General features: G+C 63.3%; 19 protein-coding genes and 1 pseudogene. 5 read left to right on the top strand and 15 right to left on the bottom strand.

Going from position 1 to position 26,230, the window contains the following annotated elements; all coding sequences use genetic code 11:
* The first annotated feature begins 31 nt into the window (after positions 1 to 31).
* From L1P09_RS20940 to L1P09_RS20920, 5 genes and pseudogenes are all read left to right on the top strand, one after another.
* Positions 32 to 940, top strand: coding sequence for a LysR family transcriptional regulator (locus L1P09_RS20940; RefSeq protein WP_009685043.1), 909 nt, complete (start codon positions 32 to 34; stop codon positions 938 to 940).
* 530 nt (positions 941 to 1,470) lie between these two features.
* Positions 1,471 to 3,012, top strand: a complete 1,542-nt coding sequence (locus tag L1P09_RS20935; RefSeq protein WP_235768059.1) for an MFS transporter — start codon at positions 1,471 to 1,473, stop codon at positions 3,010 to 3,012.
* 28 nt (positions 3,013 to 3,040) lie between these two features.
* Positions 3,041 to 4,102: an HlyD family secretion protein gene (locus tag L1P09_RS20930; protein WP_009685812.1), complete on the top strand. Its 1,062-nt coding sequence runs from the start codon at positions 3,041 to 3,043 to the stop codon at positions 4,100 to 4,102.
* Positions 4,099 to 5,535: pseudogene (locus L1P09_RS20925) on the top strand (efflux transporter outer membrane subunit); the annotation flags it as partial. The gene L1P09_RS20930 and the pseudogene L1P09_RS20925, both read left to right, overlap by 4 nt.
* 152 nt (positions 5,536 to 5,687) lie before the next feature.
* Positions 5,688 to 6,482 carry an SDR family NAD(P)-dependent oxidoreductase gene (locus L1P09_RS20920; protein WP_235768058.1) on the top strand — a complete coding sequence of 265 codons (795 nt, stop codon included), beginning with the start codon at positions 5,688 to 5,690 and terminating at the stop codon, positions 6,480 to 6,482.
* Positions 6,483 to 6,612: 130 nt separating this feature from the next.
* On the opposite strand, the gene L1P09_RS20915 is transcribed toward L1P09_RS20920, so the two are convergent.
* The 15 genes from L1P09_RS20915 to yaaA form a co-directional block, all read right to left on the bottom strand.
* A complete protein-coding gene (locus L1P09_RS20915) occupies positions 6,613 to 7,425 on the bottom strand; it encodes an SDR family oxidoreductase (RefSeq protein ID WP_192440922.1) in 813 nt (270 codons plus the stop codon).
* A 52-nt stretch (positions 7,426 to 7,477) separates the two neighbouring features.
* Positions 7,478 to 7,942, bottom strand: coding sequence for a multidrug transporter (locus L1P09_RS20910; RefSeq protein ID WP_192440920.1), 465 nt, complete (start codon positions 7,940 to 7,942; stop codon positions 7,478 to 7,480).
* Between the two features lie 216 nt (positions 7,943 to 8,158).
* Entirely contained in the window at positions 8,159 to 9,613 is a 1,455-nt protein-coding gene (locus L1P09_RS20905) for a mannose-1-phosphate guanylyltransferase/mannose-6-phosphate isomerase (protein WP_009684471.1), read from the bottom strand.
* Positions 9,614 to 9,648: 35 nt separating this feature from the next.
* Positions 9,649 to 10,296 (bottom strand): alginate O-acetyltransferase AlgF, encoded by a 648-nt coding sequence (locus L1P09_RS20900; RefSeq protein WP_029887405.1) that lies wholly within the window; start codon positions 10,294 to 10,296, stop codon positions 9,649 to 9,651.
* 20 nt (positions 10,297 to 10,316) lie between these two features.
* A complete protein-coding gene (locus tag L1P09_RS20895; protein WP_054905668.1) occupies positions 10,317 to 11,474 on the bottom strand; it encodes an alginate O-acetyltransferase in 1,158 nt (385 codons plus the stop codon).
* A 10-nt stretch (positions 11,475 to 11,484) separates the two neighbouring features.
* Entirely contained in the window at positions 11,485 to 12,942 is a 1,458-nt protein-coding gene (locus L1P09_RS20890) for an MBOAT family O-acyltransferase (protein WP_235768057.1), read from the bottom strand.
* A 140-nt stretch (positions 12,943 to 13,082) separates the two neighbouring features.
* Complete coding sequence (locus L1P09_RS20885) at positions 13,083 to 14,186, bottom strand: mannuronate-specific alginate lyase (protein WP_054905667.1); 1,104 nt, start codon at positions 14,184 to 14,186, stop codon at positions 13,083 to 13,085.
* 7 nt (positions 14,187 to 14,193) lie between these two features.
* A complete protein-coding gene (locus L1P09_RS20880) occupies positions 14,194 to 15,636 on the bottom strand; it encodes an alginate O-acetyltransferase (RefSeq protein ID WP_235768056.1) in 1,443 nt (480 codons plus the stop codon).
* Between the two features lie 13 nt (positions 15,637 to 15,649).
* Positions 15,650 to 17,209: a mannuronan 5-epimerase AlgG gene (gene algG, locus L1P09_RS20875; protein ID WP_054912057.1), complete on the bottom strand. Its 1,560-nt coding sequence runs from the start codon at positions 17,207 to 17,209 to the stop codon at positions 15,650 to 15,652.
* A gap of 16 nt (positions 17,210 to 17,225) precedes the next feature.
* Entirely contained in the window at positions 17,226 to 18,704 is a 1,479-nt protein-coding gene (locus tag L1P09_RS20870) for an alginate export family protein (protein ID WP_054905664.1), read from the bottom strand.
* Positions 18,701 to 20,146 (bottom strand): alginate biosynthesis TPR repeat lipoprotein AlgK, encoded by a 1,446-nt coding sequence (algK, locus tag L1P09_RS20865; protein ID WP_054905663.1) that lies wholly within the window; start codon positions 20,144 to 20,146, stop codon positions 18,701 to 18,703. The genes L1P09_RS20870 and algK overlap by 4 nt, the downstream gene beginning before the upstream one ends.
* A 12-nt stretch (positions 20,147 to 20,158) precedes the next feature.
* Complete coding sequence (locus L1P09_RS20860; protein WP_054905662.1) at positions 20,159 to 21,325, bottom strand: PilZ domain-containing protein; 1,167 nt, start codon at positions 21,323 to 21,325, stop codon at positions 20,159 to 20,161.
* Between the two features lie 36 nt (positions 21,326 to 21,361).
* Entirely contained in the window at positions 21,362 to 22,843 is a 1,482-nt protein-coding gene (locus tag L1P09_RS20855; protein WP_235768055.1) for a glycosyltransferase family 2 protein, read from the bottom strand.
* 73 nt (positions 22,844 to 22,916) lie between these two features.
* Positions 22,917 to 24,233, bottom strand: coding sequence for a nucleotide sugar dehydrogenase (locus L1P09_RS20850; RefSeq protein ID WP_009684459.1), 1,317 nt, complete (start codon positions 24,231 to 24,233; stop codon positions 22,917 to 22,919).
* Between the two features lie 1,127 nt (positions 24,234 to 25,360).
* Positions 25,361 to 26,140: a peroxide stress protein YaaA gene (gene yaaA / locus L1P09_RS20845; RefSeq protein ID WP_009684458.1), complete on the bottom strand. Its 780-nt coding sequence runs from the start codon at positions 26,138 to 26,140 to the stop codon at positions 25,361 to 25,363.
* Positions 26,141 to 26,230 lie beyond the last annotated feature (90 nt).

Genomic DNA, 26,230 nt, shown 5'->3' with positions numbered 1-26,230 from the left:
GCCACTCCCCCAGCTGTAATGGAACACGGCCATGCAACTCCCGGACATGAACCTGCTCGTCGCCCTCGATGCGCTGCTCGACGAAGGCAGTGTGGTCGGCGCGGCGCAGCGCATGAACCTGAGCCCCGCGGCCATGAGCAGGACCCTGAGTCGTATCCGCGATGCGTTGGGCGACCCGATCCTGGTGCGCGCGGGCCGTGGGCTGGTGCCGACGCCACGGGCGCTGGCCTTGCGCGAGCAGGTGGCGGCGCTGGTGGAGCAGGCCGGCGAAGTGTTCCGCAGCGCCGATGAAGTCGACCTGCCCAAGCTCGACCGTGCCTTCAACATTCGCACCAATGACCTGTTCATCGCCCTGTATGGTGCCCAGCTGCTGCGCCGCATGCACGAGCAGGCACCGCGCACGGTGCTGCGCTTCGTGCCGGAAAGCCCCGGCGGTGACGACGACAGCGTGCTGCGCGACGGGCGCACCGACCTGATCATCAGCTCGACCGTGGATCTGGGACCGGAGATCAAGGTGCAGAGCCTGTTCCAGACCTACTATGTAGGCTTGGCCCGGCGCGACCACCCGATCTTCGAGCAGCCGATCACGCCGACCAGCTTTGCCAGTTACCCACAGATCAGCGTATCCCGCCGTGGCCGGGCCAACGGGCCGATTGATGTCGAGCTTGCCAACTTCAAGGTGCAACGGCGGGTGGCATTGATTACCCCGAGTTTTCACTCGGCGCTGTTCTCGCTACCGGATTCGGACCTGATCCTGCCGATGCCGGCGAATATCCTCAACAGCGTGCACAAGCTCGGGTTGCCACTGCGATCGTTCGAGATCCCGGTACCGCTGGAGCGGGTGACGGTGCTGCAAGCCTGGCACCCGCGGTTTCACAACGACCCTGCACATAGGTGGTTGCGGCAGACCTTGAAGGCTTGCTGCAGTGTTGATCCTTGATTGCCTGTAAGGGCCTCATCGCTGGCAAGCCAGCTTCCAGTCTGTGGGAGATTCTATGGTTTCTGGCAAGGCTAGCCGGAGCATCTTCAGCGCCTTTGAGATCGAGCGCCGCCCGCGCGGCGCAATCGCGAGCTGCGCTCGCTCCTACGTTTGTTTCGGGCCAGTAACGCCTGTGACAGGCGCGCGCGGCCGCCTGGTTTGTACGGCGCGATATTGAGGCATGCACCAAGGCGTTCGCGCGCGAATCCCACAGGAATAATTGGCCCGAAACAAACGTAGGAGCGAGCGCAGCTCGCGATTGCGCCGCGCGGGCGGCGCTCGCTCTAACAGGCGCTGCCATACCTTGTGGCAAACACCTGTCAGCCCTGATGCGATCCCTGTGGGAGCTGGCTTGCCGGCGATAGGGCCAGATCTGCAAAAAAGTGGATTGCGCCTGGCGCAACATAAAACTACCGAGAAGTCAGTTTTCGTCAGCATTCCACCTTCTTAGACTTGCTCCAGTCGAAAATTGTTGCTGGAGATGTCGTTGCATGAGTTCCCTGTCCGCCCCGTCTGCTGCCATCGTCGGCGCCCCCGCGCCGGCTGCGCCTGCGCAGACGGCGTTCGGCCTGCAGGTAGTGGTCGGACTGTTCGGTGTATTGCTGGCCGTGTTGTGTGCGGGCCTCAACGAGTCGGTGACCAAGATTTCCCTGGCCGATATCCGCGGCGCCATGGGCATCGGGGCCGACGAAGGTGCCTGGCTGCTGGCGGTGTACAGCGCCGCTTCGGTCTCGGCCATGGCCTTTGCGCCGTGGCTGGCCACCACCTTCTCGCTGCGGCGCTTCACCCTGAGCGCCATTGGCCTGTTCGCCGTGCTCGGCTTGCTGCAGCCGTTCGCCCCCAACCTGCACAGCCTGATGTTGCTGCGCGTGCTGCAGGGCTTTGCCGCCGGCGCCTTGCCACCGATGCTGATGAGCGTGGCCCTGCGTTTCCTACCGCCGGGCATCAAAGTGTACGGCCTGGCCTGTTACGCCCTGACCGCCACGTTCGGCCCCAACCTCGGTACCCCGCTGGCCGGGTTGTGGACTGAATACGTGGGCTGGCAATGGGCATTCTGGCAGATCATTCTGCCGTCGGCACTGGCCATGTGTTGTGTGGGCTGGGGCCTGCCGCAGGACCCGCTGCGCCTGGAGCGTTTCAGGCAGTTCGACTGGCGTGGCGTGGTGCTTGGCCTGCCGGCCATCAGCAGTATCGTCCTGGGCTTGTCGCTGGGGGACCGCTGGGGCTGGTTCGACTCGCCGCTGATCTGCTGGCTGCTCGGGGGTGGGCTGCTGTTGCTGGTGCTGTTCATGTTCAACGAATGGTCCGAGCCGCTGCCGTTCTTCCAGTTGCGCATGCTGTCGCGGCGCAACCTGAGTTTCGCCTTGATGACCTTGGCCGGCGTGCTGGTCGTGCTGTCGGGTGTCGGCAGCATTCCGTCGGCCTACCTGGCGCAGATCCAGGGCTACCGGCCGGCGCAGACCAGCCCGCTGATGATGCTGGTGGCGATGCTGCAGTTGATCGCCCTGCCATTGACCGCAGCGCTGTGCAACATCCGCGCGGTGGACTGCCGCTGGGTGCTGGGCATCGGCCTGGCGATGCTGGCGGTGTCCTGTGTTGGCAGCAGCCTGCTGACCAGCGAATGGATCCGTGGCGACTTCTACCCGTTCTACCTGCTGCAGGTGTTCGGCCAGCCGATGGCGGTGCTGCCGTTGCTGATGCTGTCCACCAACGGCATGACCCCGCAGGAAGGCCCGTTCGCCTCCAGCTGGTTCAACACCGTCAAGGGCCTGGCCGCGGTGATCGCCGGTGGCCTGCTGGATGCGCTTGGCACCCTGCGCCGGCACTTCCATTCCAACCACCTGGTGGACAGCCTGGGCAACGCTCCGCTGGTCGACGATAACGCCGCTGGCCTGGCCAGGCGCATCCACGATCAGGCGCTGGTGCTGACCTCGGCCGACCTTTACCTGGTTATGGCCTGCATCGCCGTGGCCCTGATCTGCCTGATTCCTTTCGTGCCCACTCGGGTCTACCCGCCGCGCGCGGTGGCCTGAACCCTGGATGAATTCGAGAACCGCTGATATGACCAACAACCGCAAAACCCTGTTCATCGGCTCGGTGCTCGCCGTGGCTGTCCTGGCTGGCATCGTCGGCCCCTGGCTGTTCGGCAGCGACCACCGCCAGAGCACCAATGACGCCTATGTGATCGCCGACTACACGGTGGTCGCGCCCAAGGTAGCCGGCTTTATCAAAGAGGTGCTGGTAGAGGACAACCAGCAGGTCACGGCTGGCCAGCTATTGGCGACCATCGATGCCCGTGACTACCAGGCCGCGCTGGATGCGGCGCAGGCGCAATTGCTGGTGGCCAAGGCGCAAAGCGCCGATGCCCGCGCCACCCTCGAACGCCAGGCCGCGCTGATTGCCCAGGCCGAAGCTGCGGTGAAAGCGGCCCAGGCCGAAGCGGCGTTCGCCGACCATGAGGTCAACCGCTACAGCCGCCTGGCCGAGCAGGGCGCCGGTACCGTGCAGAATGCCCAGCAGGCACGCAGCAGGGTCGACCAGGCCCGCGCGCGGCTGGCCAATTCCCAAGCAGCGCTGGTGGCGGCGCGCAAGCAAGTGGACATCCTTACCGCCCAGGTAGCCAGTGCCGATGGCCAGCTCAAACGCGCCGAAGCGGGCCTGGAAAAAGCCCAGCTTGACCTGTCCTACACACGCATCACCGCGCCGGTGGACGGCATGGTCGGCGAGCGCGCGCTGCGGGTCGGCGCCTACGTCAACCCGGGCGCTCGCCTGCTGTCGGTGGTGCCGTTGCAACAGGCCTATGTGGTCGGCAACTTCCAGGAGACCCAGCTGACCCACGTGCAGCCGGGCCAGCCGGTGAGCATCAGCGTCGACACCTTCTCCGGCGAGAAGCTGCAAGGCCATGTGGAGAGTATCGCCCCGGCCACCGGCGTGACCTTCGCCGCCGTCAAGCCGGACAACGCCACCGGCAACTTCACCAAGGTGGTGCAGCGCATTCCGGTGAAGATCGTTTTCGATGATGGCCAGCCGCTGCTCGCCCGCTTGCGCGTGGGCATGTCGGTGGAAGCGACCATCGATACCCGTGGCGACAAGCTGAACGGCAAAGAGGTCAGCGCACGATGAAAGCGGCATTACGCGTGAGCCCATTACTGCTGGCCGTCCTGATGGCTGGCTGCAGCATGGGCCCGGACTTCCTGCGCCCCGACAGCCAGGCACCGCAACAATGGGCGCCGCTGCAAGGTGAGGCGGCGGCCAGCCAGCCGCAGGCCGAACCGCTGGAGCTGCGCTGGTGGGAAAGTTTCCACGATGCCCAGCTCAGCGCATTGATCCAGCGCGTTGCCGAGCGCAACCTCGACTTGCAGATGGCCAGTGCCCGGCTGGTACAAAGCCGGGCCTTGCGCAGCACCGTGGCCGCCGATGAAATGCCGGCGGTGGATGCTGCTGCCGGCTACAGCCGTGCCCGCAACAGCGCCGAAGGCCTGAGCGACCCGTCTGGCAAGGCGGGCAAGCAAGCCTTCAACCTCTGGCAGGGCGACTTGGTAGCGGGTTGGGAGCTGGACCTGTGGGGCCGCGTGCGGCGCCAGGTCGAGGCGGCCGATGCCACGGTCGAAGTGGCGGAGAACGACCGCCGCGGGGTGCTGTTGGCATTACTGTCGGAAACTGCCGGCAACTACATCCAGTTGCGTGCGGTGCAGCACACCATCGATGTCACTCGCGACAACCTCAAGGTCGCCCAGCACAGTCTGAAGCTTTCGGAAAGCCGCCAGGCCGAAGGCGTCGCTACCCGCCTCGACGTAGCCCAGGCCAGTGCCCAGGTGGCGTCCATCGAGTCGCGTCTGCCCAGCCTCGAAGCCCGGCGCGATGACCTGATCAACGCCCTCAGCCTGCTCGCCGCCGACCCCCCGCGCAGCCTGCAGGCCCAGTTGCTACAGGGCGGCGAACTGCCTGCGCCGCGGCAGAAGTTCGCCATCGGCTTGCCGTCCGAGCTGGCCGAGCGCCGGCCGGACATCCGCCAGGCCGAGGCTCGCCTGCACGCTGCCACCGCCAGCATCGGCGTGGCCAAGGCCGACTTCTACCCGAGCATCCGGCTGTCTGGCAGTGTCGGCTTCCAGGCCATGCAGTTGTCCGATTTCGGTGCCTGGGACGCGCGCCGGTTTGCCTTTGGGCCACAGCTTTCATTGCCGATCTTCGAGGGCGGCCGACTCAAGGGCACCCTGGAGTTGCGCGAGGCGCAGCAGCAGGAAGCGGCGCTTAATTATCGCAAGGTGGTGCTGGGGGCCTGGCATGAGATTGACGATGTGCTACGCCTGTACAACGCCAGTCAGTTGCGCCGTGATCACCTGGCCGAGGCCGTGCGGCAGAACCGCATCGCCTTGGAAACCGCCCAGCGCCAGTACGTGCAAGGGGCGGTGGATTTTCTCAACGTGCTGACGGTGCAGAGTGCCTTGCTGGCCAGCGAGGAACAGTGGATCGACAGCTCGGCGGCGGTGTCGCAGGCGCTGGTGGCGCTGTACAAGGCCTTGGGGGGTGGCTGGCAGGCGTTTGATCAGCAACCGGTGAAGAAAGCTTTGCAGCCCATCGCCGGCAAGCCAACTCCCACAAGTACAGCGCAGGTCTCAGGTACAGCGCAATACCTGTAGGAGCGGGCTTGCCCGCGAAGGGCTGCAAAGCAGCCCCGGCGATTTCCCAGACAGATGAGGAGGCAAAGATGCACATTTCCCTGAACGGCAAACGCGCGATCGTCAGCGGTTCCACCGCCGGCATTGGCCTGGCCATCGCCATAGGTCTGGCCGAAGCCGGCGCCGAAGTGGTCCTCAACGGCCGCACCCAATCCCGCGTCGACGAAGCGCTTAACGCCGTGCGCGAACGCTTGCCACAAGCGCGCATCATCGGCATCGCTGCCGACCTCGGCACCCAGGAAGGTGCGCAAAAGCTGTTCGACCAGGTGCCGCATACCGACATCCTGGTCAACAACCTGGGCATCTTCGAGCCCAAGCCGTTCTTCGAGATCGAAGACGAAGACTGGCAGCGCTTCTTCGACGTCAACGTGCTTAGCGCGGTGCGCCTGTCGCGCCACTATGCCCGAGGCATGGCCGAGCGCAAATGGGGGCGGGTGGTGTTCCTGTCCAGTGAGTCGGCGCTGCAGATCCCGACCGAGATGGTTCACTACGGCATGACCAAGACCGCGCTGTTGGCGGTGTCACGAGGGCTGGCCGAGACCCTGGCGGGCACGGGGGTAACGGTGAATGCCGTGCTGCCTGGGCCGACGCGCTCTGAAGGCGTGGGTGACTTCTTCGCCAAGCTGGCCGAGGAGCAGGGGGTGACGACTGCTGAGCTGGAAACCAGCTTCCTGGCCGAGCACCGGCCCAGTTCGTTGATCAAGCGGCTGGCGACAGTGGAAGAGGTGGCCAACATGGTGGTGTACCTGGCATCGCTGCAGGCCAGTGCTACCACCGGGGCGGCGTTGCGGGTGGACGGCGGGGTGCTGCGGTCCATTGCCTGATTGTCTACTGCCTGTACCGGCCTCTTCGCGGGCTTGCCCGCTCCCACAGGAGTAGTGTGATTCCGAAGCGGGTGCCATACCTGTGGGAGCGGGCAAGCCCGCGAAGAGGCCGGTACAGGCAAGCAAAGAATCAAAGCGGTCGCAGCAGGCCAAAGCGCTTGCGCAACGCCCAATCCAGCAAACGCCGCGGCAGCAACCGAGCCATCAACGGCAACGCCGTACTGCCATTGCCCAAGCGCACCACAGCCGGTACCGGTGACCTGCTCACTGCCGCCAGCACGCCCTTGGCAAACACCGCCGCCGAAGTCGGCTTGTCCTGCGAAGCCCGCGCCCGCGCCTGCACCTGTTCACGCAACGGCCACCACGCCGAATCCGCCCCCACTACCTGCTCGGCCTGGCGCTGGGCGTTGCTGGCGAACTGCGAGGCAATCGCCCCGGGTTGCACTTCCATCACCTGCACGCCAAACGGTGCCAGCTCAAGGCGCAGGGCATCGCTCAGGGCATGCACGGCGGCCTTAGAGGCGCAGTAGGCGCCGGCGAACGGGGTGACCAGTACGCCGGATACGCTGCCGATATTCACCACCAGGCCCCGTGAGCGGCGCAGCAGCGGGAACAGCGCGCGAGTGACGCCTACCACGGCGAAGACATTGGTTTCGAACTGCTGGCGCAGCGCATCCACGCCGCCATCGAGCAACGGGCCCATGGCGCCGTAGCCGGCGTTGTTGATCAGGATATCGAGGCTGTCCAGTTCCTCGGCCAGGCGGGCAAGGGCATCGCTGTCGTTCACGTCCAGTTGCCGGGCGGTGTAGCCGGCGGCACTCAGTTGTTCGACATCTTCAGGCTTGCGGGCGGTGGCCCAGACGTGGTGGCCGGCATCGCGGAAGGCGTCGGCCAGGGCGCGGCCAATGCCGCTGGAACAACCGGTGATCAGGACGGTGGGCATGGTGGGGGCCTTTGATCAAGGTGAGAGGTGTGTCGCCAGTACAGTCAATGAATCAATTGGCAAATGTACCTTGCAGGTGCTCGGCCCGAAACTCCAGGGTTTGTGGTCGGTAACCGGAACGCAGGGGTGGCAAGGGCAAGCAGTCTATCCACTCGGCCCCCGGCTGCAGTTCGCCAGGGCCACGGTAGCGCGGCGCGTTGTAGGTATTTTCGGCGAGGTTCACGGTATCGCCCGGTGCATAGGCGGCTACGCGCCAACGCAGTTCGGTGAGGGGTACCGGGTTGCCGTTCTTCATGTGCACCTGCAGGGTTCGGTCGGCGGGGCACTTGTCTGGGGCGTAGCGCAGGCGCAGGTCCAGGCGGGCCAGTTGCGAGGCTTCGCGGGTGTCCTGCCAGGCAACGAACAGGGCCACCAGGCCCAGGCCGCACACGGCGGCCAGGGAAATGGGCAGGGCCTTGGCCGGGTAGCGCAACAGCAGCACCAGCCAGGTGAGGATAAGGACGGCACCGATGATCATGATGTGCGGATTCCGTTCGAGTCTCGGCACATCTTGGAGTGGCAAGCTGCAAGCTGCAAGCTACAAGCTACAAGCTACAAGCTACAAGCTACAAGCTACAAGCTACTAGAAAAAGCAGGGCGGTGGAGAACCCACAATTTTAGATTCGACGCCGCCCCGCTGTTTCTTGTAGCTTGCCGCTTGCCGCTTGCCGCTTGCCGCTTGCCGCTTGCCGCTTTACTGCGCGATGGTCTTCACCGAAACCCCACGCTCGACCGGCGTAGAGGTGCGCCCATACACATCTTCGAAGCGCTCGATATCATCTTCGCCCAGGTAACTCCCGGACTGCACCTCAATGATCTCCAGCGGGATCTTGCCCGGGTTGCGCAGGCGGTGCACCGACGCAATCGGGATGTAGGTCGACTGGTTCTCGGTCAGCAGGAACACGTTTTCGTCGCAGGTCACCTCGGCAGTGCCGGACACCACGATCCAGTGTTCGGCGCGGTGGTGGTGCATCTGCAGCGACAGGCTGGCGCCTGGCTTGACGGTGATGTGCTTGACCTGGAAGCGGCCGCCCATGTCCACCGAGTCGTAAGAACCCCATGGGCGATACACTTCCAGGTGGTTCTGGGTTTCGCTACGGCCCTGTTCGTCCAGTGTCTTGACCATCTGCTTCACGCCCTGAACCTTGTCCTTGTGGGCGATCATCATGGCGTCCTTGGTCTCGACCACCACGATGTTCTCAAGGCCGATCACCGACACCAGCTTGCCGTTACCGTGGATCATGCAGTTGCGGCTGTCCTGCACCACCACATCGCCCTTGGTGACGTTGCCATTGTCGTCCTTCTCATGCACCTCCCACAACGACGACCAGCAGCCCACGTCACTCCAGCCGGCCGACATCGGCACGACACAGGCGCGCTGGGTTTTTTCCATCACCGCGTAGTCGAGGGAGTTGTCCGGGCAGCAGGCGAAAGTGGCGGGGTCGATGCTCAGCACATCGCCGTCTTCCTGGCTACGCTCCAAGGCCAGTACACAGGTGTCGTAGATATCGCCATCGTGCTTTTTCAGCTCCTCAAGGAAGCGGCTGGCGCGGAACAGGAACATGCCGCTGTTCCAGAAGTAACCACCGGCCTGGACAAACTCGGTGGCGCGCTTCTCGTCGGGCTTCTCGACGAACTGCGCGACCCGCGCCACGCCCTCGGGCAGCAATGCATCCTGGCTGGAGCGGATGTAGCCGTAGCCGGTTTCCGGCTTGGTCGCCGGTACCCCGAACAACACCATCTCGCCGCGCTCTGCCGCGACGGTGGCCAGGGCCAGGGCACGTTGCAGGGCCTTCTGGTCCTCGATCACATGGTCGGCAGGCAGCACCAGCATCAGTTCGTCGCGGCCTTCGTTGACCAGTTTCATCGCGGCCATGGCCACCGCGGGCGCCGTATTGCGGCCAAACGGCTCCATCAGGATGCCTTGGGTTTCCAGCTTCAGGGCAGCCAGCTGCTCCTGCACGATGAACTTGTGGTCCTTGTTGCAGACCACGATCGGCGTGTCCATGCCCTCGAACGCCAGGCGCGAGAGGGTTTGCTGGAACAGCGTATGTTCACCGGTCAGGGCCAGGAACTGCTTGGGGAACTGCTTGCGCGACAAAGGCCACAGACGCGAACCGCTACCACCAGAAAGAATTACCGGGATCATCATGTTTCTCCAATAGTCGTTGAGAGGCAGGGGAATCAGTTGCTAGCCACGGGGCGAGTTACCCACACCGGCGACAAGGCGTTGCCGGAACCCGTTACGTACAGCACTGCGGCTTCGCCGCGCTCAAGGGCGACTGGCTTCACGTCACCCACTTTCTTGTCACCTTGGTACAGCGCCAGGTTCACCTTGACCGGGTTGATCTCGCGCTCGCCACGGCCGTTGGCGGCCACCTGCTTGACCACTTCGGTCTTGCCGTCGGCGGTTTTCAGGGTCAGCTGCTGGTCGCTCAGGTTCTGCACGCGCACCAGGGCTTTCTGCTTGTTCTTGAACGGCGGTTCTTCGATCAGCTTCGGGTTGCCGCTGCTGCTGTTGACCAGGGTGTAGTACTTGTCCGAGGCCAGCTTGACCGGCACGCTCTTGCCGCCGACCTGGGCGGTGTAGTCACCGCCAGGCAGGAAGCTGAAATCGCTGCTGGCCTGGGCGCCAACCTGCTTGATCTGAGTGTTGCCCACACTGGCGGCAGCCGGTGCACTGGTGGCGTTGTACAGCCGCACGAACGTGGAGCCTTTCGGCGCGCTGGGGCCATACAGGGCGGCGTCGGCGCCGGCGAAGGCCTGCATGGAGGCAAGGGACAGGCCGGCCGCCAGGGTGAGGGCTTTGGCAATGGAAGTCTTGGTAGTCATGTGCGTGTTCCTCTCTTCAGTCAGTGGTTCGTCCGGGTGGACGACAAGGCCAGGTTTTCTTCGGATTTACGGGCGTTCTTCAGCTGCGCGACCCAGTGCGGGTCGAAGCTGCTGAGGTCGTTCTTCATTGGCAGATATCGTTCTGGGAATTCCCACACCACCACTTGTGGCGCGGCGTTCTTGAAGGCATCGCTTTGCAGGTACTTGAGCATGGGCACCAACGGGCCGTGGCCGTCCTCGGCGTAATTGGCCACGTCGCTGCGCAGCGCCTGCTGCAGGGCGCCAAGGAAGTTCCAGTGCGGGTTGGCGCTGTAGCTGGTGCCAACCAGTGCCACCGGTATGCGGCTGTCGGCGAACAGCGCGTCAGCACCGTCACCCTCGGCCTCGGCGGCCCGGGTGGTACGTTGTTGCAGGCTGTCCGGGGCGGGCAGCAGGTTGCTGAACAAAGGGTCCAGTGGCAGGAAGTTGGTCAGGTCGCCTTTGTACGGGGCTGTGCTGCCTGCTTCGGTTATGAAGGCCTGCGGGGCGCCGTCGAGCAGGTTCTGCCGGCGCACGGCGTCAGCCAGCGCCTGCGCCGCCACTTCGGCACCCATCGGCGTCCAGTGGGTGTCGGTACGCAGAAACACCTGGCCGCGGGCCTTGGCCTGCGCCAGTGGGCCCATCAGCTCGGGCGCAAATACGTTGGCCTGGCGTGCCTGGGCGTGAAACTGGTTGTACAGGTCGTCATGCAAGCTGGCCGGTTGTTGCTTGCCGATGTATTCGGCATACACCCGCGCCTTGGCCGGGACGATCGCCAGCACCAGGTGCACGCCGTGCTGCTGCAGGGTGTCGCGTACACCGCGGATCAGCGCCAGGTTCTCTTGCATCAGGTGTTCGGCACCGGCGGTGGGCTTGAACTCTTCGTCACTGAACAACCACTGGTCGCGGCCCAGCACCACGCCAGGGCGGCCTTCGTGGAACAGCTTGAAGTCCATCGCCGCCCACAGGTTGGTGCCCAGGCGCTTGATCGGGAACTGGTCGTCGTAATGGGTTTCGGCTGCCTTGGCCAGTTTGCCGTTGAGCAGGGTCATCTGTTCGGTGCGCTGGAAACTTTCCAGCCCACCGGTGGACCAGACGCCCATGCCCACCAACAGGCCGATGAAGGACAGCGAATAGGTAATGCGTAACGTTCGGGTCATGTCAGCCACCTCAGAACTGGAAGTAGAGGAACGGCGAGTAGCTCTGCGCCGAAAGCTTGAGGATCGAGGCCACGAACAGCAGCAACACCAGCGCGCGGGTCATGACCCGGGTCCAGTCCAGGCCCAGCGAACCGTCGCTGTTGACCTGCACCGGGGTGGCCTTGGGCGTGGGTTTGGCGTTGCGGTAGAAGTCGCGCAGGCCGAAGAACGCCAGGGTGAGGTAGGCGATCACCAAGGTGGCGACCTGCAGGCCGGTGAGCTGGGCACGGTTGAGTTCCGACAGTTGCCAGTCGCCGAAGCTGAACATGGCGCCATACATGCGTGCGGCGACGTGCAGGTTTTCGGCGCGGAAGATCACCCAGCCGACCACCACCAGCAGGAAGGTGAAGGCCCATTTCACCGGGTTGAAACGCTGCGGGTTGGTGTCGATGCCCCGCGCCCGCTCGATCGCCAGCCACATGCCGTGCCAGGCGCCCCAGATGATGTAGGTGAAGTTGGCGCCATGCCACAGGCCGCCCAGCAGCATGGTCAGGAACAGGTTGCGGTAAGTGTTGAAGGTGCCTTTGCGGTTACCGCCCAGGGTGATGTACAGGTAGTCGCGCAGCCAGGTCGACAGGCTGATGTGCCAGCGCCGCCAGAACTCGGTGATGGACTGGCTGATGTATGGCTGCTTGAAGTTTTCCATGAAGCGGAAGCCCATCATCAGCCCCAGGCCGATGGCCATGTCGCTGTAGCCGCTGAAGTCGAAGTACAACTGCGCGGTGTAGGCCAGGGCGCCGAGCCAGGCATCCCCGGTGGTCGGGTTCTGCAGGGCGAAGCAGTGGTCGGCGACCACTGCCAGGGTGTCGGCGATGAACACCTTCTTGATGAAACCCTGCATGAAGCGGGTGCAGCCTTCGGAGAACTTGTCCAGGGTATGGGTGCGGTTGTTGAACTGGTCGACCAGGTCCTTGAAACGCAGCACGGGGCCGGCGATCAGGTGCGGGAAGATGGCCACGAATGCGGCGAAGTCGATCAGGTTGCGCGTGGCCGGGGTGTCGCCGCGGTACACGTCGATGATGTAGCTGATCGACTCGAAGATGTAGAACGAGATACCGATCGGCAGCAGCACGTGGGTGAGGATGAAGGGCTCCAGGCCAAACGAGGTGATGATCGCATTCAGGCTGTCGACACCGAAGTTGGCGTACTTGAAGTAGCCGAGAATGGCCAGGTCGACACCGACCCCCAGCAGCAGCCAGCGCTGTGCCGGCTTGGTGCGCACGCCGGCGGCACCCACTTTCAGGCCGATCCAGTAGTTCCACAGGGTGACCCCGGCGAACAGCGCCAGGAAGTCCACCCGCCACCAGGCATAGAAGATGTAGCTGGCGACCAGCAGCAGCAGGTTGCGATAACGTTGCCCGCTCAAGTAATACAGGCCGAGGAATATCGGCAAGAACAGGAACAGGAACACGTTGGACGAGAAGACCATCCCGGTTCTCCTTATTGTTCACAGCATCCGGGGCACAGCGCCCCCCAAACCCCCCAGCAAAAAGCTGGAGGGCAACTTAGATCCCTGTGGGAGCGGGCAGGCCCGCTCCCACAGGTACCGACCCCACAATGGGAGTCAGTTCACTTCTTGCTTGCTGCGCTCGGGTCATAGACCCGGGTCACATCGCCGCCCAGCCGGAAGCTGTTGAACGGCTGCATCCCGTGCTTGCGCTCCAGCGTGTCGCCGACGCAGTGGTACAGCGCGCACCAAGGCTCGAGCCAGGCGTACTTGTTGTCGACCTTGAGGTCTTTCATGTCCTGCTTCTCACCGGCTCGTTCGGCGAAGTGACGGGGGTCGCGGGCGCCGTAGAGCACACCTTCGCCCAAGCGCTGCAGGGCAAAGTTGTTTTCGCTGCGCAGGTCCACGCCATTGGCCTGGGCGAAGCTGGCAATCATCGCCAGCGGCGGCAGGGCGTAGTTGTGATAGGCCAGGGCACGTTGCTTGCGCTTGACCTCGTTGGGCAGGAAACCTTGCTCGTCGACCTGGTTGGCACCCACCTTGAATTCCTTCACCGCCCAGTCGAACAGGTCGCGGCGGTCGGTGGCCACGGCGGTGGCCATCACCGACCAGGCGGCCCAGTAGCTGTGGTTGTTGATCTTCTCCAGCGGCAGGTTGCTCCAGTCCTGCACGGTCTGCTCGGCCAGGCGGTCCAGCCATTTCTCGATCAGCTCGGCTTCGGCCTGGTGCGCGGCCAGCGGCTGGGCAGTGGAGAACTTCAGGCGCAGCCACGAGCCGCTCATGCTGCCCAGGGCCCATTTGCGCATCGACTTGCCGGTGTGGTTGTAGTCGGTGGACAGCAGCGCATTGGCCCGCGCCCAGGTCCCCAGCCAAGCCAAGGTGCAGTCGAGTTGCGCCGGGCGGCCATCACGCATGTATTGGCCGACCATCTTGCTCACGCCCTTTTCCAGCGTGGTGATGTCTTCGGTCGACTTGCGAAAGGCCTTTTCCGAGGCGACATTGAGCGTGGCACGGGCCTTGTCGGAGCCTTCGTACTTACTGCGGAATTGCAGCGGACCGGTGTAGGGTTTTGGTGCCGGCTCGCAGCGGAAATTGCCGTCGCCCGTTTTGGGTTTCTCGATGCCCTCGTAATAGCCTTGGGGTGGCACCAGCGCAGCATGCGCGGCGCTGCCGAACAGCGCCATGGCGAGCAGGGCAGGGCGAAAGATTTGCTTGAATACGGTCATGGTCGCCTCACTGGCCGGCTTGCGCGGTTTGCGCAGGCACGGCGAAGTTGTTGCGTTTGCAGAGTTTGGCTTCGACTTTTTGGGTGCCGCTTTCCGGGCCTTGCACCTCGAACGCCAGCAGGCTCTGGTCGGCCCAGTCCTCGTCCTCACGCATCTGGAAGACAAAGCGGCCGTCGGTGTCGGAGGTTTCCGGTTTTTCCAGCTTGATGTCTTCGTGGCGGCCGTTGAGGTACCACAGGGTGGCTTGCAGCACCTTCACCGATGGGTCGTCGAACCTGACATCCATCTGCAGGTTGCGGTTGATCAGCTGTTTCACCACGCCGCCCTTGCCGTTGACCATCAGCTCGTTGTTGCCGGGCTTGAGCGTGGTGCTGGCGCTCATCAGCGCCGGGCGGTCATTGCAGCCATCGTCGAGCAGGCCAAGGATTTGCCGCCAGATGGTTTCCTGGTCCAGGCGGTATAGCGGCGAGAACTCCCAGATCAGGATCTTGGGCGGGTTCTTGCGGAATTCCTCGCTGCCCAGGTACTGGATCATCGAGCCTTCCAGGCCACCGCCGGGGAAGGCGACGTTGAGCACATCGGCGCCGATGTACTGCTCGAGGAAACCGGAGAAGTTGTAGTTCTTGCCGCTGTGGCTGGTGCCGACCAAGGTGATCTGTGCGTTGCCGCTGTCGCCGAACAGGTCGTCGCCGCCGCCGCTGGAGCCTTTCGGCTCGGTGACGAACTGGTCCATGTACTGGATCGCATAGCTGGTGCCACACAGTTGGCCGGCTACGTTGTGCAGGGTGCCCGTTTTGCCCATGCGGCCAGATTTCTTGGTTTCGAATTCCTTGCGCGGGATGCCCTCGAAAGCCGGCATCTTGTGCACGGTGTCGGCGACGATCCTGGCGGCGCGCTGGGCACCGTACGGTGTCCAGTGCTGGTCACCGCGAAAGTAGAAGTCCTTGCCCTGGTCGGCGGCGGCCAGTTGCTCGTTGGTCAGCGGCGACAGGTCGGGCACGTTGTAGCCCATGCTGGCGAAGCGCTTGAGCATGGCCTGGTAGTTGCCCAGTGCCTTCTGGTAGTTGAACGCAGCTTTCTCGGCCGGGTTGAGCATGTTGCGGTTCACCAGGCCACGGGTGGGCTGGTACACCATCACCAGCTCCACGCCACGCTTCTTGAACGCGTCGTGCACTTGTTGCAGGCGCTTGTAGCCGGCCGGCGTGGTGCTGAACTCGGTGCGCAAGTCTTCGCGTGTGCGGAACAGCCAGTCGCCCTTGGCTTGCACCAGGGTGGTGAAGTTCTGCTGGTAGCGGGTGGTGTAGCGGCTGGCATCGTGCGCTTCGGGGCACAGCTGGCAGCAGGGTTCGGCCGTGAAGGTCGGGGCCTTGACTTCATCGGCGCGCACGCCTTGGCTGATTGCCAGAAGGGCAGCGGACAGGCCCAGCAGTTTCATCAGGTGTGGAGTCATGGTCTGGGCTTCCTTAATCGATCATTTCGGTCTGGCGCTCGACCGGGTCGATCAGCACAGCCTTCTGCTGGCGGACCAGCAGGTCGAGGATTTCGTCCTGGCGCTCGCCCAGCACGCCGTTGAGGCTGATGCCGCTGGCCTTGCGCGGGGCGAGCATGGATACCTTGTACAGCTCGACCGACAGCGGCGAGTCGATCGACAGCGGGCCTGAGCCGTTAGCCGCCAGTTCGCCGCCCACCACGATCAGCGACACCTTGGTGTCGAACGGGTCGAGGGCGATGTCGCGGTCGGTGTCGGACAAGTCCTTGATGTGGCCGTACACGCCGACCAGGCCGTTGGCCATGGCCACGTTCTCGTACAGGCGAATGTTCACGCTGTTACGTACGCGTATGCCGTGGCGGCGGTTGTTGATCAGCTTGTTGCCCCAGATCAGGTTGTCGCCGCTTTCGTACAGGGTGATGCCGTCGGTGTGGTTGCGGTAGATCTCGTTGTAGGCCACCAGGTTGTTGACGCTGTTACGGTCGATCACCACGCCGGAGAGCTTGTTGTCGTAGCTCTTGTTGTTGATGATCCAGCTGTCGTTGACCTCACGCGAAATGATGATGCCGTGCTTCTTCTTGGTGCCGTAGACCGTGTTGCCGGCGATGATCAGGCGGTGCGAGCGGTCGTGCGGGTCGATGCCATAGACGATGTTGTCGTTGTAGGTATTGTCCTTGACCACGAAGTCCTGGGTTTCGTAGCAGTAGAAGCCGTACCACATGTCGCTGAACTGCGAACCGATGATCCAGCCGGTGGGTTCCGGGCGGCCCATGCGCTTGGCCATGTTCGGGGTGTACTGCGAAATGCTCACGCCGTACGACTTGGACTTGGCATAGCCGAAACTGGCCATCCTGGTATTGACGATATAGGTCTCGGTACCGCCCCACGACAGCAGGAACGGGCGGAACTCCTTGGGCGAGCGGAAGGTCGCCGGGCCGTTGTCTTTTTCCCGCCAGCCAGTCACCTGGGTGTCGGTGACGAACAGCTTGCCGTCGTTGACCAGGAACGCGCCGCCCTCCTGGGACAGGCGCAATTGCTTGACCTTGCCATCGATCTCGAGGATGCCCTTGCGGCCGACCACGATCGGCAGGCGCGCCAGGTACACGCCCGGCTCGACTTCGCGCAGGTACTGTCGCGGCACCTGCTTGCTCAGCTCGACGAGGTCGACATGGCCGTCATCGATGAAGATCGCCTGCGGAATACCGTGCTGGCGCTGGACCCACTCGGCCGCCTTGTTGTCGCCGCCGACAAATTCCTTGAGGGTGTCCTCCTGGAACATGCGGCGCAGGCTGACCTTGCCCTTGTGGCTGCGGTCGATCTTCTTCTGCACGGCCTGGGCGGTGTAGCCGCTCAGGTCGGGCAGCTTGGGCGGGTCCATGTGCAGGGGCTCGATCGGCGCGCTGGCCACGGTGTAGGTCTTGGCCTGCTGCAGCTCCTTGGCAATGACCTTGGGCTCTGCGGCGACGGCCAGGCCCGAGGCCAGCAACAAGGCGCTGGCCAACAGGCTGTGACGTAGGTGCGGGTGAAGGTTCATCAGGTTTCTCCCGGCCTCAGAAGCGCCAGATCACGTCGACGAAGGCGCGGTGCATGTACGAGTCCGCTTCCTTGCCATAGGCGTCGCCCGGCTTGAATACACCCGCGCGCAGGCGCACCAGGGCAGACGGCTCGTCGATGGCCTGGCTCATGGACGCGGGCAGCAGGCCTTGCTTGAAGTACTTGGTCACGACCACGTCCATCTCCTGGCCAAGGTCTTTTTCACCGTCGACCAGTTGGCGGTTCACACCGTTGTCGTCGACCACGGCGTTGATGCCGCTGGAGCCGATGTTCTGGTTGCCATCGACGCGCCAGAACTTGTGGTAGATCAGGCTGGCGTCATAGTCATCGCGCAGTTGCCACGATGCGAACAGCGTGGCCGCCTGCAGGTTGCCCAGCTCGCCGCGGAAGGCCTCACCGAAGCGGTGTACCCGCGAGCGGGTGCCGGTGAAGTTGGAGCGGTTGCTTTCCAGCCCGGTCTGCTCGAAGTTGTTCGAACCATCGTCACCGCCGCCGCCGCTGCCGCGGGCGTAGGCTGCACCCACCTGCCATTGCGGGTCGAGGCGCAGGCGGATACCCAGGTCGGTGGCCCAGGCATTGACGTTGCCGCTCTGCTTGCCGGTGGCCACCTGATCGTCACCCACCTGTTGGGTGGTGAGCTTGTCGCGGTCGCCGGTCAGCCAGGTGACGCTGCCCCAATAGTTGACGGTGTGGTCATTGCGCCAGTTGTAGGCGTCGCTGTTGGCCTCGAGGCCCAGCCAGGTGAGGTCGCCGGTGCGGGTCTTGTCCAGTGCATCGACGGTTTCCCCGGGTTGGTTCAGGCTGCCGCTGTCATGGGTGTGGTGGGCGCGCAGGCCAACCCAGTGGCCGGGCGTCCATTGCGTGGCGATGTTGCCGTAGACGTGCGTACGGTCCTTGTCCTCGGGCGCCAGCTCGGTGAGGTCGGTGCGGTATTCGCTGAAGCGCTGGGCCACGCCCAGGTCGGCCTTGAGCAAGGTGGTGTCGAAGGTCCAGTTCAGCGCCTCGATGTTGGTGTCGCGCCACATGCCGTCATCGCTGCGCAGGCGCTGGCGACCCAGGCGCAGTTGCTCGCCAGGGTAGGCGGTGAGGCCGCTGTAGCCGACCCAGAATTCGCGCATGGCCAGGTAGCTTTTGTCTGGCTTGCGGCTGTCGTCACCGGTGTCGGTGGTGGTGCCGTCGTCGTTCTGGCGCAGGGTGTCGGTTTCGATGGTGTCGGTGGCTGCGACCGCCTGGCCCATGGCGTAGGCGCTCCAGTTGCCGCGCTCGCCGTACACCCATGGGCGCAGGTCCAGGCCCAGGCCGTTGACGTCGCCGCCGGGGCGGGTACCCAGGTCACGGTCGTCTTCGGATTGGCCGGTGATTTTCACGTCCAGGCCGAAATTTTTCTCAGCGGTCATTTCCGCCAGGGTCGGGCAGGACCACAGCAGGGCGAAGCTCAGGCCGATGCCGGCTTTCACGAAGGGATTGAGCGTCATAGCGAGTCCTCACCGTCTACTTCTGGTTCGTCGTCTTGCAGGGCTTCGGTGGCCAGGGTGCTGTTGGCGCCTTGGCTCATGCTGCCGCGGGCCTGCTTTTCCTGAGCCAGCAGTTGCTCGGCCTGGTGGCGCTGGTCCGGGGTCAGCTGCGGCTCGAGCCGTTGCAGCATTTCTGCCGCCTGCGGCGTGGGGTTGGCTTGTGCCAGCTGGGCGAACACCCAGGCATTGCCTGGTTGCGGGCGAATGCCATGGCCTTCGCTGAACAACTGGGCCAAGGCATAGTCGGCGCTGATCTGCCCACCGCGGGCGGCGGCCAGCAGGTTGTCGACAGCCTTTTGCGGCTCGACGTTGCCCAGGTAACCACGGCGGTACAGCTGGCCCAGGTAGTAATGGGCGCTGGTTTCGCCAGCGTCGGCGGCCGCCTGCAGGTGGCGTTCGGCTTTCTTGGCGTCGGCCGGTACGGTCTTGCCTTCGTAGTACAGGCGGCCCAGCAGCAGTTCGGCACGTGGCTGCTCGGCTTCGCGACCCTTGTCGATGTAGGCCAGCAACTGGTCGGTGTCGCCCAGTTCGGGGAACTCGTACAGCAATTGCGCCAGGCTGACCCACGACGCCGGGTTGGCCGGTGCCACCTGTTCGAGCAAGTCCTTGGCAGTTTTTTCATCGGTCTGGCCAAGGCTGCGATCGGCCAGCACCCGGGCCACGCTGTCGACCCGGCTGGCTGGCACGGCACCACGGGCGTAGGCCGCCTGCAGCTGGCCGAGCAGGGCGGCCTGCTGGTCGGTCTGGCCGCGCTTCTGGTACACGGTGGCCAGTTCGACGTAGCACATGTCGGTGGCGCTCAGGGCGGCCTTGCAGATTTTCTCCACGTCGTCCAGGTGCTGGTCGTAGCTGCCCTGGGTGCGATACAGCAGCACCTGGGCCAGGCCCGCTTCCGGGTTGCCGGTGGCGCGCCACTGGTCGATCTGCTGCTGCGCGTTGACCTTGGGGAAGCTTTGCGGGTAGCTCAGGTACAGCATCGCCAGCGGGATCAGGGTGTTGCCTTCACCCTGGCGGGCGGCGAGTTTCAGCAACGTTTCGGCTTCTTCACGCTCGGCCTGGGTGCTGTCGGGCTTGGCCACCAGCAGGCGGCCAAGGCGGGCCTGGGCGCGCGACGAGGACGCAGCGGCAGCGCGGTAGGTGGCCTCGGCCTCCTTGATTTGCGCCGGGTCGCGGCTGGCCACCTTGATGTCGGCCAGGCCCACTTGCGCATCGCTGTAGCCCAGGTCGGCCAGGGCCTTGTAGTTGCGTTCGGCCAATGCCGTGTCACCGCGCTTCAGGGCTTCGTTGGCCAGGCGCTGGTCGGGCAGGCCGGCGCAGCCGGCCAAGGTGATGGCCATGGCCAGGCCACACAGACCCAGGTTCACACGGAACCTGTGGGGGCAGGTGTTGGTATCAGCGATCATCGTCCGATCCTCTTACAGCCCACGGGCCGCGGCTTTGTCGATCAGCCAGTTCAGCGACGGGCCACGGTCGCTGTTGACTGCCGCCGGGCGGCCGGCCAGCTCGGCAGGCAGGCCGCTATCGGGCTTGATCTGCACACGGATGTCGGAGGCCAGGTCTTCGCTGTTGAGGCTGGCGCTACTGACGATCTGGCCGGTACGCACTTCGTCTTCGCCGGCGACCTGGAAATTGACCCGGGTGCCTGGCTTGACCTCATCGAACTGGCGGTAGCTGAAACGCGCCTCGACCATCGGGTTGGTGGTACGCGGAATCAGCTGGAAGATCGGTTGGCCCTTGGCCGCGTACTGGCCGTCGTCCACCAACTGGCGGGCGACCACGCAATCGCAGGGGCTGGTGAGGGTGCCGGAGAGTTGCTTGCCGAACAGTTCCTCGATCTTCGCCGGTTCCAGTTGCGTGTCGTCGAGGTTGCCCTTGAGCATGTCCAGCATGCTGGTGGTGAAGCTGGCCAGTGGCGCGCCCTTGGCCACCTGCCCACCGCTCTCCACCAGGCTGTTCACGGTGCCGTCGCGCGGCATGGTGACATTGGTGGTGGGTACTGCGACCACACCGGCTTCGGCATGGCTGATGAAGTACATGCCGTACAACGACTTGGCGACGAAACCGAAGGCGGCGATGCCGACCACGAACACACCGAGGGTGACGGTAACGGCCTTGAGCCGGCCGAAGGGGCTCAGGCCACTGCCGCCGTCCTTCTGCTTGCGCGCCTTGGTGAAGTTGTCGCGCTGCAGGGTGCTGAGCACGTCGCCGGCAGTGATCAGTTCACCCGACAGGTGCGAGGTGATGATATGGCGCAGGGTGGCGATGTCGCGGGGCTCCAGGTTCTGGAATTGCGCACCGGTACGCCCGCTGTCGGGGTGGTAGGAGCGCACCTGGAATTCGATGTCCATCGACAGGCCGAGGTTGTCGACCGTGAACATCAATCGCCCACGCAACGCATCGCCCACCGCCAGTTGCTGCTTGGTGTGGAAGCTCAAGCCTCCGGCGGAAAGGTCGTCGACTTTCACATCGTGGGCCTGGCGCTGGGCGTCGATGAAGCGCAGCTTGGCGGGGATGCGTACCCGGGCGTGCTGGCGCTGGGCTTCGGACTCATGCACGACGTTGACATTCACGGCGGTATTCATGGGGTTTGTTCCTGTTAGATCCGATCCGGGTTGGGCTCACACGACCATGAACAGCACAGCAACGAAGATGCTGGCCGCCGAGAAGGTCATGGTCCGCGAGGACCAGGTGTTGAACCATTGTTGAAAGCTGGCGAGGTCACGCTTGAGGGCAGTGGGCTGACGCGTCCACGACTGTTTGTCGAGGCGGAAGAACACGTAGATCTTCATCAGCGCGCCGATGATCTGGTTGTAATAGAGGATCAGCGGGTAGGCCGGGCCGACGTTGTGGCCAGAGCACAGCAGCATCACGGTGAGGATCAGGCGGGTAATGCCGATCCACAGCAGGTACACCAGCAGGTATGCCAGGCCGAACTTGAGGCTGGCGATCACCGCCACGGTCAGGCCCAGCAGGCTGGTCCACATCGATACGCGCTGGTCGAACAGCACGATGCTGGTGAACAGCCCCAGGCGCCGCAGGCCCAGGCCCAGCGCACGGGAGTTCTGCCGCAGGTTGTTGCCGTACCAGCGGTACATCAGCTTGCGGCTGGCCTTGAAGAAGCTTTTCTCCGGCGGGTGCTCGACCGTGTTGATGGCAGCGTCCGGCACGTAGAAGGTGTCGTAGCCCAGGCGCATCAGGCTGAACCAGCTGGACTTGTCGTCACCGGTCAGGAACTTGAAGCGGCCCAGGCGCCAGTGCATCAGCGAGTCGCTTTCGACGTCGGCAATGAACTCGGGGTTGGTGACCACGCTGGCGCGGAACATCGACATGCGCCCGGTCATGGTCAGTACGCGCTTGGACAGGGCCATCGAGCACATGTTGATGTGGCGCTGGGCGAAGCGCAGCTTGTGCCATTCGCTCATGATGTAGCCGCCACGTACTTCGCAGAACTCGTTGGTGGTCAGGCCGCCGACATTGGGGTACAGCTTGAACCACGGTACGGTCTTGCGCACCACGCCATCGGCCAGCACGGTGTCACCGTCGATCACCGCCACCACGGCGTTTTCGTCCGGCAGCATGCGGGAGATGGCACGGAAGCCGTAGGCCAGGCCATCGCGCTTGCCAGTACCGGCGATACGGACGATGTCCAGCTTCACGTGGGTCGGCGGGTTGTACTTGGCCCACAGGCTCTTCACCAGCAATTCATCGGACATTTCCACCAGCGAGCAGACCACGGTGGTGGGGAAACCGCAGTTGATCGCCTCGCGGATCACCGAGCTGTACACCTGAGCGGTGGTCAATGCTTCGATGCGGAAGCTGGTGACCATCAGGTACACGTGCGACGGGTCGGCGGCGCTGCCCATTTTCTGCACCTTGCGGCGCAGGTAGGGGTACACACCGTAGAGGAAGATCATGCCGCGGATGAAATGGGTGGCGCCCATCGAGTAGCGCCAGATGCCGACGGCGCCGACCAGGAAGATGAAGTGCTTCGATTGCGAGTCGAAGATATCGGCTGGCAGGGCCAGGGCGATCAGCATGAGCAGGCTCATGTAGAGCAGCCAACCGGCGCACTGCAACAGCACTGTCTGGAGCCTTTGCATGTTCAGCATCCGTGGAAAATTCGGGAAAGGGCGGCAGCGCAAGTGGGGAACCTTGCGCCGCCTGGCCCAGGGCTTACCAGCAGATGCCTTCGGTGCGGCTGGCTGCGCTGGTCGGTTCACTCATGAAGCCGACCAGGTCGATTACTTGTTTGCCGGCCGGTACTTGCTGGGCAAGGGCACGGAACTGCTCGTCACGGTTGCCCAGAACGATGATGTCGGCGTTGTCGATGACCTTGTGGAAGTCACCGTTGAGCAGCGACGATACGTGCGGGATCTTCGATTCGATGTAGTCTTTGTTGGCTCCATGAACGCGGGCGTATTCGACGTTCTCGTCGTAGATATCCAGTTGGTAGCCCTTGCCGATCAGGCGTTCGGCCAGCTCCACCAGTGGGCTTTCGCGCAGGTCGTCGGTGCCGGCTTTGAAGCTCAGGCCAAGCAGGGCGACCTTGCGTTTGTCGTGGGCTTCGATCAGTTCGAAGGCGTTTTGCACCTGCGACTCGTTACTGCGCATCAGCGAGTCGAGCAGCGGGGCACGCACGTCCAGGCTGGCGGCACGGTAGGTCAGGGCGCGCACGTCCTTCGGCAGGCACGAGCCGCCGAAGGCAAAGCCGGGGCGCATGTAGTACTGCGACAGGTTGAGCACCTTGTCCTGGCAGACCACGTCCATCACTTCACGGCCATCCACACCGACAGCCTTGGCGATGTTGCCGATCTCGTTCGCGAAGGTGACCTTGGTGGCATGCCACACGTTGCAGGTGTATTTGATCATCTCGGCCACTTCGATCGGCTTGCGGATGACCGGGGCGTCGAGTTCTTCGTACAGCGCCTGGAGGATGTCGCCGCTGGCGCTGTCCAGTTCGCCGATGACGGTCATCGGTGGCTGGTCGTAGTCCTTGATTGCAGTGCTTTCACGCAGGAATTCCGGGTTCACCGCGACGCCGAAGTCAACGCCGGCCTTTTTGCCCGAGCAATCTTCGAGGATCGGGATCACCACGTTCTTGACGGTGCCTGGCAACACGGTACTGCGCACCACGATGGTATGGCGGCGCGTGGTGTCGCGCAGCACATAGCCGATTTCCCGGCACACCGACTCGATGTATTCCAGGCCCAGGTCACCGTTTTTCTTGCTGGGGGTGCCCACACAGATCATCGATACATCGCTGGCGCGAATGGCCTCGGCGAAGTCGGTGGTGCCGCGCAGGCGACCATTGGCGATGCCTTGTTGCAACAGTGCTTCCAGGCCAGGTTCGACGATCGGCGACTTGCCCTGGTTGATCAGGTCGATCTTGGTGCTGGACACGTCCACACCGATTACTTCATGGCCACGCGCCGTCAGGCAGCCTGCACAGACTGCACCCACATAACCCAAACCAAAGATGCTAATACGCATCGCTATCACCTCATGTGTTTATCACGCCGACGCCTCCGTGGAGTGCCGGGCTGGGTTGATTAACAGCAGTTTTCAGGCGCACGGGTTCATGGCGAATGCACACTTCACCGAGCGCAGGCAACATAAGTCCGGAGTGCACGAAAAGTTATGCACTCAAATTAGGCATTTAAAAGCCAAGTAGTAAAAACGTGCCCTGTCATGCAGCCGTCGTTATTGCAAGGCGCTACTCGGCGCTTTGCTGTGCTTGTTTTTCAAGTGGGATAAATCCTTTGAAATCAACCACTAGGACGAGTTGTACGGGACGCTTGTCTCCTGTAAGGGCAGGCACTTGGGCGTTAGCCGGGCGGCCTGTCTGTATGTTGTGGCAGGTAGTGGATACCTTGCCATTGTCATCTGTAAGTCATCTCTCACAACCCGTGGGCAGGAAATTCGTTACGGCTCTATGAGCGGTAGTTGATATGAGAAGTTCCTGAACGGGTTTTGTCTTGATGAAAGATTTCTAAATATTTATTAAGCTGCTGACAATTTCAATTTGATAGCACGCGCCGGTTTGCCCCCGATGTATCAAGGGCGAAACTGTTGCGAGATGTTTTAATGCCAGCATCGGAAAATTTTTTCAGATTTCGTCAGAAAAGGTACGAACGGTCGCACCGGCGCCGGTGTTTACACGTTGATGTAAGGTTTTTTTGGCGTCATAAAAATGACGATAACGAAGTCTCACCTTGCTGAACCTGCTCGGCCTGCTTGACCGCCGGTGCAGCGGCCGAGCCGTGATAAATGACACACGTGACAGCAACCAGTGCTGATCACCGTGCGGTCATGCGCAATCAGCTGATCGGTTTATCTTTCAGCGTTTCAACTTGCTGCCGCGGGTGGATCATGCGAGTGCACATTACGCCGTATGGCGCGGCGAAGACGGCCAGCCGGCGAGGCGGGTTTTGGTTAAGGCAGGGGTGGCTTTGCCCGAGGGGGTGGAAGCGATCGGTTTGGAAAGCGGCTATGTACAGCTGCCCTGAAGGCGGTGGAGACTGGCCCTGGCCTTGCCGGTGCTCGCGGCTGGAGCGGTCCTGCGGGTACCGCGTGGCGGTTGCAGGAACGGCTCAAGCCGCGAAGCGGTATCGGCGGGTCTACTCGCCCGGGTGATCGCGCAGAAACACCAGGTGATCGGGCTTGGACTGTTCGGCACAGTAGTAGTAACCCTGGACATCGAACTGCTTGAGCTGCTCTGGATCGTTGATGCGCTGCTCGATGACAAAGCGGCTCATCATGCCGCGGGCTTTCTTGGCGTAGAAGCTGATGATCTTGTACTGGCCGTTCTTCAAGTCCTTGAAGTCGACATTGATCACCCGCGCCTTGAGGGCGCTGCGTTTCACTGCGCTGAAGTATTCATTGCTGGCCAGGTTCAACAGCACGTCATCGCCCTGAGCGGCCAGGGCCTGGTTCAACCATTCACTGATGCGTGTACCCCAGAAGGCGTACAGGTCCTTGCCGCGGGCATTGGCCAGCTTGGTGCCCATTTCCAGCCGGTAGGGCTGCATCAGGTCGAGGGGGCGCAGCAGGCCGTACAGGCCGGAGAGCATGCGCAGGTGGTCTTGCGCGTAGCTGAAGTCGTCCTCACCCAGGGTTTCGGCAGCCAGGCCTGTGTACACGTCACCTTTGAACGCCAGCAGCGCCTGCTTGGCATTGGCTGGGCTGAAGTCCGGAGACCAGCTGCCGAAGCGTGCGGCGTTCAGGCCGGCGAGCTTGTCGGACAGGTGCATCAGCTCGCTGATTTGCGCCGGCGACAGGGTTCGCAGTTGCTGGATCAACACCTGGGAATCATCCAGGTACTGGGGCAGGGTGAAGCGCTCGGTTACCGGCGGGGTATCGTAGTCGAGGGTCTTGGCGGGGGAAATCACCGTCAGCATCGGGTCGGCTCCTGGCATCGTTGGCCTGGGATTCTACGGGCTGGGCGGTGCAAGTCCAAACTATGGTGACAATAGTCACAGACCATGGCC

It is taken from the genome of Pseudomonas juntendi (assembly GCF_021560075.1).
Taxonomy (GTDB): domain Bacteria; phylum Pseudomonadota; class Gammaproteobacteria; order Pseudomonadales; family Pseudomonadaceae; genus Aquipseudomonas; species Aquipseudomonas juntendi.
The sequence above is the reverse complement of the archived record's forward strand: the minus strand, read 5'-3'. Positions and strand labels throughout refer to the sequence as shown.